Origin of the sequence: Bacillus sp. Pc3 (genome assembly GCF_000815145.1) — a bacterium.
In the GTDB taxonomy this organism is placed as follows: Bacteria; Bacillota; Bacilli; order Bacillales; family Bacillaceae; genus Bacillus; species Bacillus velezensis.
In genome coordinates this window covers 2,403,037-2,419,549 of record NZ_CP010406.1, presented here as the reverse complement: position 1 = coordinate 2,419,549, position 16,513 = coordinate 2,403,037, and the positions used below count along the sequence as shown (strand labels likewise).

13 protein-coding genes are annotated in these 16,513 nt (G+C 48.3%); 1 reads left to right on the top strand and 12 read right to left on the bottom strand.

The genetic code is table 11. The features are described 5' to 3' along the window. Positions 1 to 51: 51 nt before the first annotated feature. From SB24_RS11515 to SB24_RS11480, 8 genes are all read right to left on the bottom strand, one after another. Positions 52 to 1,776: an ABC transporter ATP-binding protein gene (locus SB24_RS11515; protein ID WP_033574386.1), complete on the bottom strand. Its 1,725-nt coding sequence runs from the start codon at positions 1,774 to 1,776 to the stop codon at positions 52 to 54. 80 nt (positions 1,777 to 1,856) lie between these two features. After that, positions 1,857 to 3,359 (bottom strand): cardiolipin synthase, encoded by a 1,503-nt coding sequence (gene cls / locus SB24_RS11510; RefSeq protein ID WP_014419119.1) that lies wholly within the window; start codon positions 3,357 to 3,359, stop codon positions 1,857 to 1,859. A 95-nt stretch (positions 3,360 to 3,454) separates the two neighbouring features. After that, on the bottom strand, positions 3,455 to 4,084 hold the full coding sequence (locus SB24_RS11505) for a YitT family protein (protein ID WP_039253480.1): 630 nt from the start codon (positions 4,082 to 4,084) through the stop codon (positions 3,455 to 3,457). A gap of 140 nt (positions 4,085 to 4,224) precedes the next feature. Further along, the gene (gene narI / locus SB24_RS11500; RefSeq protein WP_012118678.1) at positions 4,225 to 4,896 is read right to left on the bottom strand and encodes a respiratory nitrate reductase subunit gamma; all 672 of its coding nucleotides are present in this window, start codon (positions 4,894 to 4,896) and stop codon (positions 4,225 to 4,227) included. Next, positions 4,893 to 5,450, bottom strand: a complete 558-nt coding sequence (gene narJ / locus SB24_RS11495) for a nitrate reductase molybdenum cofactor assembly chaperone (protein ID WP_039253476.1) — start codon at positions 5,448 to 5,450, stop codon at positions 4,893 to 4,895. The genes narI and narJ overlap by 4 nt, the downstream gene beginning before the upstream one ends. A 25-nt stretch (positions 5,451 to 5,475) precedes the next feature. Then, complete coding sequence (gene narH, locus SB24_RS11490; RefSeq protein ID WP_031379126.1) at positions 5,476 to 6,939, bottom strand: nitrate reductase subunit beta; 1,464 nt, start codon at positions 6,937 to 6,939, stop codon at positions 5,476 to 5,478. Beyond that, complete coding sequence (locus tag SB24_RS11485; RefSeq protein ID WP_039253473.1) at positions 6,929 to 10,615, bottom strand: nitrate reductase subunit alpha; 3,687 nt, start codon at positions 10,613 to 10,615, stop codon at positions 6,929 to 6,931. The genes narH and SB24_RS11485 overlap by 11 nt, the downstream gene beginning before the upstream one ends. Before the next feature lie 178 nt (positions 10,616 to 10,793). Then, positions 10,794 to 11,270 carry a cyclic nucleotide-binding domain-containing protein gene (locus tag SB24_RS11480; protein WP_039253471.1) on the bottom strand — a complete coding sequence of 159 codons (477 nt, stop codon included), beginning with the start codon at positions 11,268 to 11,270 and terminating at the stop codon, positions 10,794 to 10,796. A 142-nt stretch (positions 11,271 to 11,412) separates the two neighbouring features. On the opposite strand from SB24_RS11480, the gene SB24_RS11475 reads away from it, so the two are divergent. Continuing rightward, positions 11,413 to 12,132 carry a YwiC-like family protein gene (locus SB24_RS11475; RefSeq protein WP_039253468.1) on the top strand — a complete coding sequence of 240 codons (720 nt, stop codon included), beginning with the start codon at positions 11,413 to 11,415 and terminating at the stop codon, positions 12,130 to 12,132. Positions 12,133 to 12,163: 31 nt separating this feature from the next. Here the strand turns inward: SB24_RS11475 and SB24_RS11470 are convergent, their stop codons facing one another. From SB24_RS11470 to SB24_RS11455, 4 genes are all read right to left on the bottom strand, one after another. After that, the gene (locus SB24_RS11470) at positions 12,164 to 12,880 is read right to left on the bottom strand and encodes a fumarate/nitrate reduction transcriptional regulator Fnr (protein ID WP_007407631.1); all 717 of its coding nucleotides are present in this window, start codon (positions 12,878 to 12,880) and stop codon (positions 12,164 to 12,166) included. A 97-nt stretch (positions 12,881 to 12,977) separates the two neighbouring features. After that, positions 12,978 to 14,168 (bottom strand): nitrate transporter NarK, encoded by a 1,191-nt coding sequence (gene narK / locus SB24_RS11465; RefSeq protein ID WP_007407632.1) that lies wholly within the window; start codon positions 14,166 to 14,168, stop codon positions 12,978 to 12,980. 133 nt (positions 14,169 to 14,301) lie between these two features. After that, positions 14,302 to 15,972 carry an arginine--tRNA ligase gene (gene argS, locus SB24_RS11460; protein WP_039063792.1) on the bottom strand — a complete coding sequence of 557 codons (1,671 nt, stop codon included), beginning with the start codon at positions 15,970 to 15,972 and terminating at the stop codon, positions 14,302 to 14,304. Further along, positions 15,969 to 16,397, bottom strand: a complete 429-nt coding sequence (locus SB24_RS11455; protein WP_007407634.1) for a YwiB family protein — start codon at positions 16,395 to 16,397, stop codon at positions 15,969 to 15,971. Before SB24_RS11455 ends, argS begins: the two co-directional genes overlap by 4 nt. Positions 16,398 to 16,513 lie beyond the last annotated feature (116 nt).

The following is a 16,513-nucleotide window of genomic DNA, read 5'->3' as shown; positions in this document are numbered from 1 at the left end:
AAGGATAGACAGGAGGCTGCCCGGCCCCTTTTGTCTATCCTTTTTCTTTTATTAATGAATCAGCTCGCCGAATTGGGCCTGATGAAGTCTCTGGTACATGCCGCCGGATGCCAGCAGTTCCTTATGATGACCTTGTTCAGCGATGCCATCTTTCGTGACGACGACGATCCGGTCCGCATCCTTAATCGTAGCCAGCCGATGGGCGATCACAAGCGTTGTGCGTCCTTCAGACAGCTCTTGCAGCGATTTTTGAATGGCGGCTTCCGTTTCTGTATCGAGGGCTGATGTAGCCTCGTCTAAAATTAAGATCGACGGATTTTTCAAAAACATTCTGGCGATGGAAAGCCGCTGCTTCTGCCCGCCTGACAGCTTCACGCCGCGCTCGCCGATCACCGTGTTTAAACCGTCGGGATACCCGTTTACCAAGTCCTCTAAATGCGCCTGGCGGACGGCCTGCCAGATTTCTTCCTCAGACGCGTCGAGCCGCCCGTAAGCAATGTTTTCCCGCAATGTGCCGGAAAACAGAAAGACATCCTGCTGGACGACGCCTATTTGTCCGCGCAATGATGACAGCGTCATGTCCTTAATATCGATTCCGTCGATGGAAATCACGCCTTCAGACAGCTCATAAAAGCGCGGCAGCAGACTTGTCAGCGTTGATTTTCCCGCTCCCGAAGGCCCGACGAATGCGACTGTCTCCCCGGCATGAATGGACAAATTGATTCCCGACAGAACCGGACTGTTTTCTTCGTAACCGAATGACACACCATCATAACGGATATTCCCTTTTAAACCGGACACATGTCTCGCATTCGGGGCGTCCTTGATATCAGGCTCCGTTTCCAGTATTTCTATAAAGCTTTTAAAACCGGCAATGCCTCTCGGATACATCTCAATAATCGCGTTGATTTTATCAATCGGACGGAACAGAACGTTCGTCAGCAGCACAAAAGCGACGAATTCCCCGTAAGATAACGATCCGCGGATCACGAACCATGTGCCGCACAATAAGACGAACAGCGTGACGAATCTTGTCAGCATGTAACTGATCGAGCCGTTTTTCGCCATGATTTTATATGACGTCAGCTTTGTTTTGCGGAAACGCTGATTGTTCACGTCAAACCGCTGCGTTTCAAACGCTTCATTGCTGAAAGCCTGAACAAGACGGATGCCGCCGATATTGTTTTCAACCCTCGCGCTGAAGTCTCCGACGTCTTTGTTCAGTTTTGTAAATGCAGAGGTCATTTTTTTATTGAAATACAAAGCAAGCCATATGACGACCGGCATAATGATAAAGGTCAACAGCGCGAGCTGCCAATTAATGAACAGCATCACACCGAACGCGCCCAAAATCGTCATGATCGCGATAAACAGGTCTTCAGGCCCGTGGTGGGCGGTTTCTCCGATATACATCAAATCATTGGTGAGCTTGGACATTAAACTGCCCGTTTTGTTGTTATCGTAAAATTTGAACGGAAGCTTTTGCAGATGGTCGAAAAGCTTTTTCCGCATATCGGTTTCAATGTTAATGCCGAGCATATGGCCCCAATACGTCACAACATACTGAAGTGCCGAGCTGAGGGCGTAGACCCCGAATAAAGCAGCGGAAGTCAAAATAATCAGACTCCAATCCCGCCCCGGGAGCAATGTATCGATAAAGTAATTGACAATCAGAGGAAAACTCAGCTCCATCAATCCGCCGGCGATGGCAGAAAAGAAGTCGAGAAAAAACAGCTTTTTGTACGGTTTATAATAAGAAAAAAATTGTCGCAGCACGATTCCGTCCTCCTTGTGCCTCGTTCTTAATGATAATATTTCTCAATTACACTATACACAAGGAGTTTTAAAAGCGTTTTTTATAAAACGCCGGAAAATAACCGTGCGAAGGATTCCTTCGTTCTTTCCCATAATGTGCGCTTATAGAAACGGACGGGGCTGATTTTTTCAGACTCCTTCATATCCTCCAGATAATGCGCTTCAAGATCTTTGATCGCCTCTTGATCCGTAAAAAAGACATTGACTTCAAAGTTCAGCTGAAAGCTTCTCATGTCCATATTCGCCGTCCCGACAGAGGCGAGGTTTCCGTCAGTGATGAGCACCTTTTGATGCATAAAGCCTTTTTGATAAGAATAGACTTCGATTCCTTCGCGAAGAAGCTCGGGGAAATACGATCTCGTCGCGTACTGGGTTAAAAATCCGTCATTGGTTTCCGGCACCATGACACGCACCCGGACGCCTCTGGCAGCAGCCTCCTTTAGCGCTGTGCGGATCGGCTCATTCGGCACGAAATAAGGCGTCGCGATCCATACAGACGATTCGGCCGCCGCTATCATGGCATAATACAGATCGCTCATCCGCTCCTTCATATCGGGGCCTGTCGGAACGACTTGATAGACGCCGCCGCTTTCTGCCGCAACCGGGCGGGTATATGCTTTCTGATCAATCAGCACCTCATCCGAAACGTATTCCCAATCAAGCATAAAAATGCTGTGGAGCGTCTGAACGATTTCTCCTTCGACTTTCATATGGGTGTCCCGCCAAAAGCCGACATCTTGGTCTTTGCCGATATACTCCTTGCCGACATTCAGCCCGCCGACAAAACCGACTTTCCCGTCAACGATGACGATCTTGCGGTGATTTCTGAAATTGAATTTTTGGTTGAAAAAACCGTATTTCAGCGGCAGAAACGGGACGATGTTCACACCCGCGCGTTTCAGTTTTTTAATATCTTTTCCGGCCAGCTTCAGGCTGCCGGCCGCGTCGAACAAAAACCGCACTTCCACGCCTTGACGCGCCTTTTCCATCATAATGTCCATCATCTTGTGCCCGAGCATGTCTGATTTGAACATGTAATACTCAATATGTATAAATGACGCGGCCTCCCGGAGCGCCTCAAACAGCTCCGGAAATGTTTCGTCCCCGTTTTTGAGCACCTTCAGCCTGCTTTTTGTATTGATATTCATATGGGACGCCTTGATTGAATATTGAAAGAAACGCTTCTGATTTCCTTTCAGCCCGGTCAGGTCGGGAGTTTGTTCCATATCAAATATCGTTCTCAGCTTTTCCCGGTTGTATGTCCGTTTCGACCTGAACAGCTTGCCTTTTTCATAAAGCTGGCCGGAAAAAAGGTAAAATAAGTACCCGGCGATCGGAAAAAACACAAGAATATGAATCCATAACAGCGTGTGCTGCGAGGTGCGGTTTTCAAGAATTAACGAATAAATGCTGAACAAAATAATGCTTGCATAACAAAGCACCCCTCCGTAAAACTCAAGCCTGGAAACCGGAAAAAACCATATGACATATGCTCCGATAAGCATCATATATAAAAAGCAAAATTCCAGTCTCCTTTTCAGCATCCCGACTCTCTCCCATCTGATCCGATATCTCTGTATACCCTCTGTTTTCCGGCTTGTAAACATATGAAAAAGCCTCTCCGCACGAGCGGAAAGGCTTATGATGAAGCTTCCTGTGATTGGCCGGGTGTGATGTTCTGAAGCAATGCCGGATTGAGCGAGCAGCTGCCTTTGATTTTATTTTTGAAGATGCCGATGATCAGACCGGTGACCGCTATCGACACTAAGGAGAAGAGCCCTTTCAGCAGCCCGACGGAAAAAATGCCGGCCAGCACGACGCCAAAATCGAAGAGGAAATTAACGGCACCCGGATTCCATCCGCAGCGCTTTTGCAGAAATAAAGCGAGGATATTGGCGCCGCCGAGCGATGCCTGCTGATAAAACATGAGCGACAGGCCGAACCCGATCAGCACCCCGCCGCAAATTGCCCCGGCAAGCGGTGAAACAGAGACCGGCGGCAGCCAGTGATCCGCGCCTGTAAACAGAGTCAGCACTGTGACTGCAAAAACGGTGGATAGAGTGAATTTGATTCCCATTCTGATGAGAGAAAATATATAAAACGGGATATTGATCAGAAAGAAGATAATCGCAAACGAGGAATGAAACAAGTATGACAGGCTTAGTGACAGTCCCGCTGTGCCGCCGGTTAATACTTGAGAATGTCTGAGTGTCAGGACGCCGGCGCTTGTCATCAGACAGGCGGCTAAAATGAGGAAAATCCGCTTCATTCTTCACTCTCCTTTTGTTGCTGTTATTTCCAAATAAAACATAACAGGAATCCCGCCGCCCAGCCATTACCTTGGCAGAAAATATCTTATGTTTTTATTTTTTCACCATAAAAAATCCCCCTCTCTTGCAGGGGGGATTTTTACGTGCGTTTCCGATAGACAACATAGCTGCGGGTCAAATACTTGAGGGGCAGGCTGAACACGTGAACCAATCTTGTAAACGGCCAAAGGATAAAAACGACGTACCCTATGATGATATGAAACTTAAACCATAGCGGGACACTCTCCATCAAAGAAGCGTCAGGCCGGAACAAAACAATTTCCCTGAACCACGGCCCGACTGTTGCCCTGTAATCAAATCCTTTCGAGTCAATGTTGAGAAATGTGGCCGCAACGCCCGACAGCATCATGAACAGCAGCAGAATAAGCGTCAGGATATCCGATGGCGAGCTGGTTTTGCGGATTCTTTTGTCAAACAGCCTTCTGTATGTCAGGATGACAAGTCCGGCACATGCCGCGATCCCCGCCGGCAGGCCTGCGCCGATCGCCATTTTGTGATACATATGCTCGGAAATGCCAAGAGAAGCATACACGCCTTCCGGGATCAGAATTCCCATGATATGTCCGCCGACAACGCATAGCAGTCCCCAGTGAAAAAGTGTGCTGCCAGCGGCGAGTTTTTTCTTTTCTAACAGCTCGCTTGATTTCGCCGTCCAGCCGAATTGGTCATGCTGATAGCGGTAAATATGCCCGCCGATAAAGATCGTCAATACAATGTATGGCATAACGCCCCACAGGATCTGCCCGCTCATGCCTGAACAGCCCCTTCTTCAGTGCTTGCATGTACACCGATGTTTTCCAGTGCGGCCTGCAGCACGTGCAGCAGCTCAGCATAGATGCTGTTATTTTTTTCGAGGCGGGAAGCCAGCTCCCTCACGTTGGACAGGTATTTTTCAAACACGCTTCTCGCCGCTTCAATCTCCGCAACCGCGGCGAATTCCAGCATCAGCGGCAGGTAATCAGGCAGTTCTTTCTCTGTCGACAGGAAACCGGATTGCTGGTAGGTGTTTTTTAAATGCAGCAATTCAATGCCGCGCTCCCTTTGTTCGCCTGAGTTAAAGTAGGTGACGTACATATTCGTTTTCTTTCCGAAATCGAACGTATACACATAGTGTTCAATCAGCGCTTGCGGAGAAAAGCCTGCTGCCGCCTCTAAAAAGTGCAGCAATTTCTCCCGGATTTGCTGATTGGTGATGTCATGGATAAGAGCCTTCCAATCGGGAATCTCGGCTCTCCACTCTTCATCCGGATAAGAGAGAAGAACGGAAAGAGCGGAGAACGTCATTTGCCGGTCTGTGGTGTTCATGTTATTACACCTCATTTATGAAAAATTAGAAACAAGAGCCCGGGCCGCCTGAAAATGATAAGCCGCAGCTCCCTTGTTCAGCATATAAATCTGACACTTCTTCTCGATGGCTGCTCGGGATCACAAAACGGTCATCATATTTGGCGATTGCCAGCAGCCGATACATGTCTTTAATTTGCTGTTCTGTTAAGCCGACACTGGAGATCAGTTCCGGGTCGATTGATTTATTCGTCTGGATCGCTCTCATATACTGGCGCATGACAGACATTTTCTTTAACGTTGATCGAATATGATCCGTATCCCCCGCCGTTAACAGCTGCGCCAAATAGTCAATCGGAATTCTCATTTGGTCGATAGCCGGAAAAATCGCTTCCGCCGTTTGCCGGCTGCCTTTTCCTTCAAAGAGATTCATAATCGGGCTGAGCGGCGGAATGTACCAAACCATCGGCAGCGTACGGTACTCAGGGTGAAGCGGAAGCGCAATCTTCCAGTCAATGATCATTTTATAGATCGGCGATTGCTGCGCCGCTTCTATCCATTCAGCCGGGATGCCTTGTTCTTTTGCCAGTTTGGCAATCTCAGGATCATTCGGATCAAGAAAAACGTCCAGTTGGGAATGGTAGAGATCCTTTTCATTTTCAACCGATGCCGCTTCCTCCACTTTGTCCGCGTCATACAGCATGACGCCGAGATAGCGGATTCTGCCGACACACGTTTCGGAGCAGATGGTCGGCAGCCCCGCCTCCAAGCGCGGAAAGCAGAGTGTGCATTTTTCCGCTTTGTTCGTTTGCCAGTTAAAATAGACTTTTTTATAAGGACAGGATGAGACGCAATATCTCCATGAACGGCATGCGTTTTGATCCACAAGCACAATGCCGTCCTCCTCACGTTTGTACATGGCGCCGGACGGGCAGGAGGACACGCACGCCGGATTAATGCAGTGCTCACAAATACGCGGAAGATACATCATAAAGACTTCATCGAATTCTGTTTTGATCGATTCCTCCATCTTTTGCACGTTTGGATCTTCAAGCCCTGTAATGTGGCCGCCAGCGAGATCATCCTCCCAGTTCGGGCCCCATTCGATATTCATGAAATCCCCCGTTAAGGACGATTTCGGCCGCGCCACCGGCTGGTGCTTTTTTTGCGGGCTGTTTGTTAATGTTTCATAATCATAGTTCCAAGGTTCATAGTAGTCATCAATCGTCGGCTGATTCGGATTATAGAAAAGGCCTGCAAGCCGGTTTGTTTTCGGGCCTGATTTCAGTTCAAGCTTTCCTTTTTTCAACGTCCAGCCGCCTTTATATTTGTCCTGGTCCTCCCATTGCTTCGGGTAGCCGATGCCGGGCTTTGTTTCTACATTATTAAAATACATATATTCCGCACCGGAACGGTTTGTCCACGTGTTTTTGCAGGTGACGCTGCACGTGTGGCAGCCGATGCATTTATCCAAATTCATGACCATCCCGATCTGCGCTTTAATCTTCAAGCCAATCGACCTCCTTCAGCTTGCGGATGACGACATTCAGATCGCGCTGATTCCCCGTCGGACCGTAATAGTTAAAGCCGTAACTGAGCTGGGCATAGCCCCCGATCATCTGGGTCGGCTTGACGTGAATCCTTGTCGGGCTGTTATGGGTGCCTCCGCGGTTATTCGTCAGTTTTGTGCCGGGCACATTGATGTGGCGGTCCTGGGCATGGTGCATAAACGCCATTCCTTTAGGAATCCGGTGAGACAAAACCGCTCTCGCGACGACAACGCCGTTTCGGTTGAAGCATTCAATCCAATCGTTGTCTTTGATATCCGTGTCCTCTGCGTCATCTTTATTCATCCACACGGTCGGCCCGCCGCGGAACAGCGTCAGCATCGGCAGAGAATCAAAATACATGCTGTGGACGGACCATTTATTATGCGGCGTCAAATAATTAAGAACGATTTCTTTGCCCTCTTGATCAGGCCGCTTGCTTAGGAACGGACGGTGCTGGAGGATCGGTTTAAATGTCGCCATCGTTTCACCGAATTCCATCATCAGTTCATGATCGACATAATAGGATTGTCTGCCTGTCAGCGTCCGCCACGGAATTAATTTTTCCACATTCGTCGTAAACGGCGAGTACCTGCGCCCTCCTTTTTCTGAACCGGTAAAGGCCGGAGAGGTGATGACCGTTTTCGGCTGGGCTGTAATTTGCTCGAACGTAAAGCATTCTTCCTCGCGCTCTTCCGCCAGGTCTTTCAGCTCCAGATTGGTAATGTTTTCAAGTGATTCCCATGCTTTCACGGCGACTTTTCCATTTGAGGTGGACGACAGGGTTAAAATCGCTTCCGCCGCCTGCTTCGCTTCACTTATATTCGGGCATCCTTTGGCAACGCTGTTTGAATCGGTTTCTCCCAGTCTCTGTTTGAGTGATTCATATTCATCCGCAATCGACCAGCTCATCCCTTTTGTTCCGCTCGGTTTTAAAGCCGTATGAGGGCCGAGCGCGGTCATTTTATGAAAAATGTGTTTGTAATCCCGTTCAACGACATGGATGTTCGGCATCGTTTTTCCCGGAATGGCTTCACATTCGCCTTTGCTCCAGTCATTGATTTTGCCGAATGGCTGCGCCAATTCCTGCATGGTGTCGTGGAGGAGCGGCGTTGCGACTACCTCTTTTACCGGCTCCATATCGACTTCTTCCGCCAGATCGGAAACGGCTTTTGACAGCGCCTTAAAAATATCCCAGTCTGACTTCGATTCCCACGGCGCCGAGATGGCCGGAGCAAATGGATGAATAAACGGATGCATATCCGTGCTGCTGAGATCGTGTTTTTCATACCATGTCGCCGCCGGCAGCACGATATCGGAATACAGCGCCGTACCCGCCATTCGAAAATCAAGATTGATTAACAAGTCGAGCTTGCCTTCCGGCGCCTGCTCCCGCCATTTGATTTCTTCAGGGCGGATGCTGTCGCTGTCGTCATTCATCAGACCGTTCGTCGTCCCCAGCAGATGCTTGAGAAAATATTCATGCCCTTTCCCTGAGCTTGAGATCAGATTTGCCCGCCATACGAAGAGATTTCTTGGGAAATTCACTTCATTGTCAGGGTCTTCAATCGCGAATTTCAGTTTTTTTTCTTGAAGCCGTGAGGCCACGTACGCACCTACGTCTTCAGGTGTCGCCGCCCCCGCTTTCTCAGCTTCTTTGTACAGATCAATGCCGTTTTGATTGAATGTCGGGTAAGACGGAAGCCACCCTAATCGCGCCGCCAGCACATTGTAATCGGCGTGATGCTTGTAGCGGGATGACGCGGCGATCGGTGAAGCCAAGTCACTGATCGGCTGGTCTTCATAACGCCACTGGTCTGTCGCAAAGTAGAAAAACGAGGTGCCGTTTTGCAGCTTAGGCACGCCTTCCCAGTCCTTTGCGGTTGCAATCGTCTGCCACCCTTCAGCCGGACGGAGTTTTTCCTGCCCCACGTAATGGGCCCAGCCTCCGCCGTTTACACCTTGGGCGCCTACGAGTAAAACAAGATTTAACACCGCACGGTAAATCGTGTCGGAGTTGAACCAGTGGTTAATGCCAGCCCCTACGATAATCATGGATCTGCCGTCTGTGTCGATCGCATTTTGGGCAAACTCCCTGGCAATCTGAATAACGGCTTCTCTTTTAATTCCCGTAATCTGTTCCTGCCAGGCAGGTGTGAACGGACGGGGATCATCATAGGATGCGGCTGATTGTCCGCCGATGCCCCGGTTCACGCCGTAGTTGGCCAATATCAAGTCAAACACGGTCGTGACGTACGTCTCTTCACCGTTCAGGTCCAGTTTTTTAATAGGAAGATCCCGCTCAAGCACTTTGTTTCCGTCATCTGAAAAATACGGAATGCGCACTGAGCCGATTTCGTCCTCTATTCCGAGCACTGAGAGACGGGGCTCAATCTGTTCCCTGGTGTCTTCGTCGATCATGTGCAGATTCCATTTCTGCTGCCCGTCCCAGCGGGAGCCCATTGTGCCTTGCGGTATGGCAAACGCACCTGTCTGTTCATTCCAGACCGCCGGCTTCCACTGATCATTTTTTGTCTGCCGCCCGATGTCTTTTGCATGCAGAAACCGTCCCGCTGTATACACGCCGTTCTCTTTTGAAAGAGTGACGAAGAATGGAAAATCGGTGTATTGCTTCGCGTACTCAATAAAACGTTCAGTTTCTTGGTTCACGTAAAATTCCTGCAAAATGACGTGACCCATCGCCATCGCAAGCGCCCCGTCAGTCCCCTGGCGGATACTCAGCCAGTCATCTGCGAACTTTGAGGATTCCGCAAAATCGGGACTGATCGAAATGACTTTAGCGCCTTTATAGCGGGCTTCCGCCAGAAAATGCGCATCAGGCGTTCTCGTTAACGGAACGTTGGAGCCCCATGTGATAATATAGCCTGAATTGTACCAATCACTGCTCTCCGGAACGTCCGTCTGGTCGCCCCAAATTTGCGGGGACGCCGGCGGAAGATCCGCATACCAGTCATAGAAACTGAGCATTGGGCCGCCGATTAACGACATGAATCGCGAACCTGATGCGTGGCTGATCATGGACATCGCCGGGATCGGAGAAAAACCGACATTCCGGTCAGGCCCGTATTTCATCACTGTATACAGCAGAGAGGCTGAAATCAGCTTCAGCACCTCCGGCCATTCCGCGCGGACAAAGCCGCCTTTCCCTCTTGCCTGTTTATAGGACTTCGCTTTTTCAGGGTTTTCAACGATCGATTTCCAGGCATCCAGCGGATTTTGATGCGCCTGCAATGCTTCCCGCCATAAATTGATCAGCACACCGCGTACATATGGATATTTCACACGGAGCGGGCTGTAAATGTACCATGAAAAACTGGCCCCCCGCGGGCAGCCTCTCGGTTCGAAATCAGGCATATCCGGGCCTGTTGATGGATAATTCAAGTTTTGTCCTTCCCACGTGACAATTCCGTTTTTCACATAAATATTCCAGCTGCAAGAACCCGTGCAGTTGACGCCGTGGGTGGAGCGAACGACTTTGTCGTACTGCCATCTGTTTCTGTATACATTCTCCCAATCACGATCTTCGCTTGTCGTTTGGCTATGGTTATTTGAATGATGTTCGATAGGAGAAAAATAGTTTAATCTCCTGAGCAACGGACTCATTTTCTTTTTCTTCATGATCGTTCACTCCTTCCGAGTCAGGTGATGCTATGTACACTATAAACAGAGACGTCGCATCACCTTGTGAACTATGTCACACACTCTGCTTTTTTCACAAAACGTTCACACAGAGCAGCAGGAAGGATTTTCAAACGATATGGGGACGCCCGGCGTCATCAAAAAAAACCGGTTCTGTTTAAGAACCGGGTTCGGCGTTTTCATCCCGTGATGTATGCAGATACCGCAAAAACAACTGATAGGAACAGAAGACATTTTGCTGAAGCATCGCCAAAAAGTTCATTTGCAGCCGCGGATCGTAAGACATCATTTTCTTAAATACGGAATATGGAATATGAAGTACCAGAATATCCGGTGAGGCATTGACTGAGATAAAAGGCGATAAATAGAGCCCGCCTTTTTCATCAATCGGAAACACATCGCCTTTTTCCCACAGCGCAACGGTTTGCGACCCTTCAGGGAGCCTGCTGTCCGTAAAACGGATATTGCCTTTTAATACAATATAAACGGATTGTGAATGAAGAAAGGATGGAGATTGGCCAGATGAGCCGCGGATAAACGTCCCGTTTTTCAGCAAGGTTTCGACAATGGACAGAGGCACTTCATTAAACATAGGAAGTTGTTTCAGAAATAATAAATAGTCACACTGATTCATAGGAAAGCCTCCTGTGCTAAGGATAGCTTTAGTGTAGCCCGATTGAGCCCACGCGGCAGTGATGTATTTCACAGCTTGTATGATAAAAGTCACTTATCAGGAGAGTGTATGTACTTATAATGAAATAAAAAGGAGGGTTTCGATGAAGGCGATGATTCCGAAGCAGCACGGCGCATGGGCGATGCTGCTGATTCCATTTTTACTCGGCATGGTCAAGGGTGGCCCGGTTTTCTGGCATATTCCGCTCTTTCTGGGCTGGCTGTTCCTTTACTTAGCGGTTTATCCCGTTTCGCTCGCTTTGAAAAAGAAACAGCTTCAGCCCTATCAAAAGTGGATATGGTATTACGGTTTTCCGGCCTGCTGCTTTTTGATCATTTCTGTCTATCATAAGCCGCAGCTCGTCTGGATCGGCGTTTTTTTATTGCCGCTGTTTCTCATACATACGCATTATGCCCGCCGAAAAAACGAACGGGCGCTCACGAATGATATTGCGGGTGTTTTGTTCTTTTGTTCAGGCGGGCTTGCGAGCTGCTGGCTGGGAACGGGAACCCTTGACGGCTGGGCCTGGTTTCTATTCTTGCAATCCGCTTTATTTTTTGTCGGGAGTTCTTTTTATGTGAAATCGGTCATACGGGAGAGAAAAAACAGAACCTTTGCATACTGGTCATGGGGATATCACCTCTTGCTCCCCTTTTTATCGGCTCTTCTCGGGGCAGGCTGGGCGTTTCTCTCTTTTATCCCAAGCAGTCTGCGGGCCTGGTTTTTTCACGGAAGAGACTGGCCGGTGAAAACGATCGGCATTCTGGAAATCGTAAATGCCGGCTTCTTTTTCGCCGTCATGTGTATATGTATCACAAGCTGAAAAACAAGGACACCGGCTGCCCTTGTTTTTTTCAGTCAATATTGCAGATCTCCAGCGGACAATTTTCACACTCGATCTCGCATCGTAAATAGTCCCGCTTGTGCAAAATAATTTTTCCGGTTTCGTCTATCGAAATAACCCCTTGTTTGCGGAGGTCTCCCAGCATGCGGTTGACGCTCTCCCTTGCCGCCGCGCAAAACTTAGCCAAATCCTGATTTGTCAGCACAATGTTAATCAGAATCCCGTCACTTCGTTCCACCCCGTAGCTGTTTGATAAGCGGATAAGGGTGGAATAGAGCGCCCCCTTTTTGCCGTGAAGAAGCAGGTCCCTGATCTTGGACTGGATTTTTCGAAGATGAGTGCTCATCCATTTCATAAATTCAAACGTCAAAACACCGTTTTGGATCAATTCCTTTTCCAGCTTGTTTTTATTAATGACGAGCACCTCGCCATCCTCTAACACTTTCGCACTGAGCATATATCTCGGCTCATCTGTGAATAGCGTCAATTCCCCGACAATATCGTTTTTTTGGCAGATTCTAAGCGTCAGGTCTTTTCCGTCAGACGTCAGCTTGCCGATTTCAATGAGTCCTGATTGAATCAGATAAAGCTCTTTTGCATCCATTCCTTCTTGAAACAAATAAGTATGTTTTTTCATTTTCCTTTTCGTACTGATCGATTCCAGCAATTCATGCAGTTCGCGGGAAAGAAGTTCTTTATCAGATTTTCGGACAGAGAGAATATTCATGAGCTCACCTCGAAGAAAGTCACGTTGCGTATGTATATTGTAACGTGACTTGATTTGCACTCACCCAGAAAAAACTAACAATCTTGTGAATGGATCATTATGAATTGAGGCTCTGACTGTTTCTCTCCGTATGTGTTTTCATTCTTTCCTGCCAATACATCCAGATCACAAGAACAAAGCTGGCTAACGCGACCTCTGAAAGCGCCATAAACCCGATCGCGTATTGGCCTGTTGCCTGAAATACACTTGCCAGAATCAGCGGAGGGAAAAAACCGCCCAGTCCGCCCATGGCAGACACAATTCCGTTGGCAATCCCCGCTTGCTTCGAAAAATAGAAAGGCACCAGTTTAAATACCGTCCCGTTTCCAATCCCTGAGCAGACTGCCACCGTCAGCGATCCGAACGCATAAAGGCCGATCGTCGGGGAGAATGACAGCATGACCCCTGACAGCGTAAGCCCTGCGAAAACGAACATCAGAATGCGGAGCGGGCTCAGTTTATCTGCAAGAAACCCTCCCACAGGCCTGAGCAGCGTAGAGACCGCAATAAAGCCGGCCGTCCGCAGACCGGCGTCCGCAGGGCTCAGCCCAAAATGCTCAACCAAAAAATTCGGAAGATAGATGGTAAAGGCGACAAAGGCGCCGAACGTAATAAAATAAAACAGGCTCAACATCCACAGCACATGATTTCGGTAAACGGCTTTCATTTGTGTCTTTATGGAAACTTTGACTTTCTTCTCATGCCGGTCGCCGAACAAAACGTGCAGTAATGCGAAAACAGCCAGCAAAACAAGATACATCTGCACGGTTGCTTTCCATCCCGCGGCTTGAGCGATAACCGGCGCCGCAAAGGTAGTAACGGCGGTCCCGATGTTTCCGGCACCGTAAATCCCATTGACGACACCGTGCTTTTCTTTCGGATAATATTTCGGGAGGGACGTCACTCCGATGGAGAATACCGCTCCCCCAATCCCTAAGAAAAAGCCGCCCGCGATTAAATCAAATAAAGAATCCGCGATACTGATCCAAAATACAGGAAACAAAAGCAGGATGAAGCTGATCATAAACATCAGCCGCGCCCCGTACCTGTTCGTTAAATATCCTAAAGGAATACGGAGAAGCGATCCGAGAATAACGGGAATCGCCGTCACCAATGAAATTTCGCCTTTGCTTAAATGAATATCTGATGTCATTTGAGAAATGAGCGATGAAATCAGCACCCACACCATAAACCCTGCCACTAAGCTTAATGACTGCAACGATAATTGAATATGTTGACGATTGATCATTCGGCTTGCCCCTTTCACTGATTCAATATCAGTCTTATCATACAAAAACTCAGTGTGCGGGATTGTGAATTACATCACACGCTTTATATACAAAAAAAGAACAAAGCCCGAAGACTTTGTCCTTTGATCATCATTACATTTTTTCCGGAGCGGATACGCCGATCAGCTGAAGCGCATTGTTCAGCGTAATTTGCGTCGCCTTCATTAAAGCGAGACGCGCGCGGCTCTTCTCTTTATTTTCCGGATCGATGACTTTCTCCGCATTGTAGAAGCTGTGCAGAGCGGAAGCCAGATCATAAATATAGTTTGTGACACGGTGAGGAATGCGTTTTTCCGCCGCTTCTGCCACTGCCTCAGGGAAGCCGCCGATCGTTTTCAGCAGGTCATATTCTTTTTCTGATTGAATATGGCTGAAATCAAGATCTGCCGCCGGTTTAAGTCCCTGCTCCTCCCCTTGGCGAAGCATGCTGCAAATACGTGCATGTGCGTATTGTGCATAATACACAGGGTTTTCGTTAGATGTGGATACGGCAAGATCCAAGTCAAAATCCATGTGCGTATCAGCGCTGCGCATCGCGAAGAAATAACGCACGGCATCCAAGCCGACTTCTTCAATCAAGTCGCGCATCGTTACGGCTTTCCCCGTACGTTTGCTCATCTTCATTTTTTCGCCGTTTTTGTATAAATGAACGAGCTGAATGATCTCAACTTCCAATGTGCCTTTCTTGTAACCGAGCGCTTCAATTGCCGCTTTCATACGCGGAATATACCCGTGGTGATCCGCGCCCCATACATTGATGAGCTTGTCGAATCCGCGGTCAAGTTTGTCTTTATGGTATGCGATATCCGGCAGCAGATAAGTGTATGAGCCGTCTTTTTTGATCAGCACACGGTCTTTATCGTCGCCGAACGTTGTGGAGCGGAACCATGTCGCGCCGTCCTCTTCGTATACATGGCCCTTTTCGCGAAGCGTCTCGAGCGCCTGATCAATTTTTCCGTTTTCGTACAGGGACGTTTCAGAATACCATACGTCAAACGGCACGCGGAAATTTTCCAGGTCGGAGCGAAGTTTATCAAGCTCGTACTTTAAGCCGTATTCACGGAAAAACGCCTGACGTTCGCTCTCCTCTTCGTGTACGAAACGGTCGCCGAAATCTTCGGCAAGCTTTTTCCCGATGGCGATAATATCCTCGCCGCGGTAGCCGTCTTCCGGCATCGGTTTCTCGAGACCGAGCGCTTCAAAATAACGGACTTCAACGGAAAGCGCCAGGTTGTTAATCTGGTTGCCCGCATCATTAATATAGTATTCGCGGCTCACATCATAGCCCGCTTTAGAAAGAACGCTGCACAGCGCGTCACCTACCGCCGCGCCGCGCGCATGGCCTAAGTGAAGATCTCCCGTCGGGTTGGCTGATACGAATTCGACCTGAATCTTTTCGCCTTGTCCGATGTTTGTCTCTCCGTAATGTTCACCCGCTTCAAGCACGGACGGAATCAGTTTTGTTAAGTAGCTGTTGTTCATGTAAAAGTTGATAAAGCCGGGTCCCGCAATATCCATCTTTTCAATGGAAGCTTTGCCTTTATCAAATGACGCCACGATCTCCTCAGCGATTTGGCGCGGCGCTTTTTTTGCGATTCTCGCCAGCTGCATCGCCATGTTTGTGGAATAATCACCGTGTGTTTTTTCTTTCGGCGTTTCTAACAGTACGCTTGGAATCTGGCTTTCTTCCGCCAGGCCCGCTTTCAGAACGGCCGCTTTGATTTCTTCCTTCAGCACGTCCTTCATTTGTTCCGCAATGTTCATGCGTGAGTTCCTCCCTCATACGTGATCGTCATATTATGTAAATGCTGCTGCCCGTCTCCGACATGCATGTCATATGCGATGCTGATTCGGCCTTTTTCTTCACCGAGATCAGATTGAATCGATTTTGTGCTTGTTTCCAGCTCAAGCTCACCAAATGACATTTTATATTTCGCAATTGTGGAAGCTCCCGTTATGAAACGCTGATTCATTTTAACAGCGCCTGACCTCATGATCAGGACTTCGCCTTCGCTCACCTTCACAATCGTTTTTACTTTGCCTAGGTCGTGTTCTTCATAATAAGATAGATACACTTTTTGTTGTTTTACATAGTAAAATCCGGTAGTACGGAATTCGATGACTTCATCATTTCCGTCATCCTCGATCACAGACTTCACATGGAGTGTTATCGGTGTCTCTTGCTTCATTTTGACACGTCCTTTTCATCATTCCACTTTGACTTGAATAGTATAATCATTCAGCTTGTAAACTTCAACTGCTTCTATCTTACCATCATTGCTCATTAGATTTGAAGATAAACCTC

Bases quoted from the DNA above. Each gene is read 5' to 3' on its own strand.
- SB24_RS11475 (WP_039253468.1), top strand. From the start codon at position 11,413: ATGAAGGCGATGATTCCGAAGCAGCACGGCGCATGGGCGATGCTGCTG.
- SB24_RS11505 (WP_039253480.1), bottom strand. From the start codon at position 4,084: ATGAAGCGGATTTTCCTCATTTTAGCCGCCTGTCTGATGACAAGCGCC.
- cls (WP_014419119.1), bottom strand. From the start codon at position 3,359: ATGCTGAAAAGGAGACTGGAATTTTGCTTTTTATATATGATGCTTATC.
- narI (WP_012118678.1), bottom strand. From the start codon at position 4,896: ATGAGCGGGCAGATCCTGTGGGGCGTTATGCCATACATTGTATTGACG.
- SB24_RS11455 (WP_007407634.1), bottom strand. From the start codon at position 16,397: ATGAAGCAAGAGACACCGATAACACTCCATGTGAAGTCTGTGATCGAG.
- SB24_RS11485 (WP_039253473.1), bottom strand. From the start codon at position 10,615: ATGAAGAAAAAGAAAATGAGTCCGTTGCTCAGGAGATTAAACTATTTT.
- narJ (WP_039253476.1), bottom strand. From the start codon at position 5,450: ATGAACACCACAGACCGGCAAATGACGTTCTCCGCTCTTTCCGTTCTT.
- argS (WP_039063792.1), bottom strand. From the start codon at position 15,972: ATGAACATTGCGGAACAAATGAAGGACGTGCTGAAGGAAGAAATCAAA.
- SB24_RS11480 (WP_039253471.1), bottom strand. From the start codon at position 11,270: ATGAATCAGTGTGACTATTTATTATTTCTGAAACAACTTCCTATGTTT.
- SB24_RS11470 (WP_007407631.1), bottom strand. From the start codon at position 12,880: ATGAATATTCTCTCTGTCCGAAAATCTGATAAAGAACTTCTTTCCCGC.
- narK (WP_007407632.1), bottom strand. From the start codon at position 14,168: ATGATCAATCGTCAACATATTCAATTATCGTTGCAGTCATTAAGCTTA.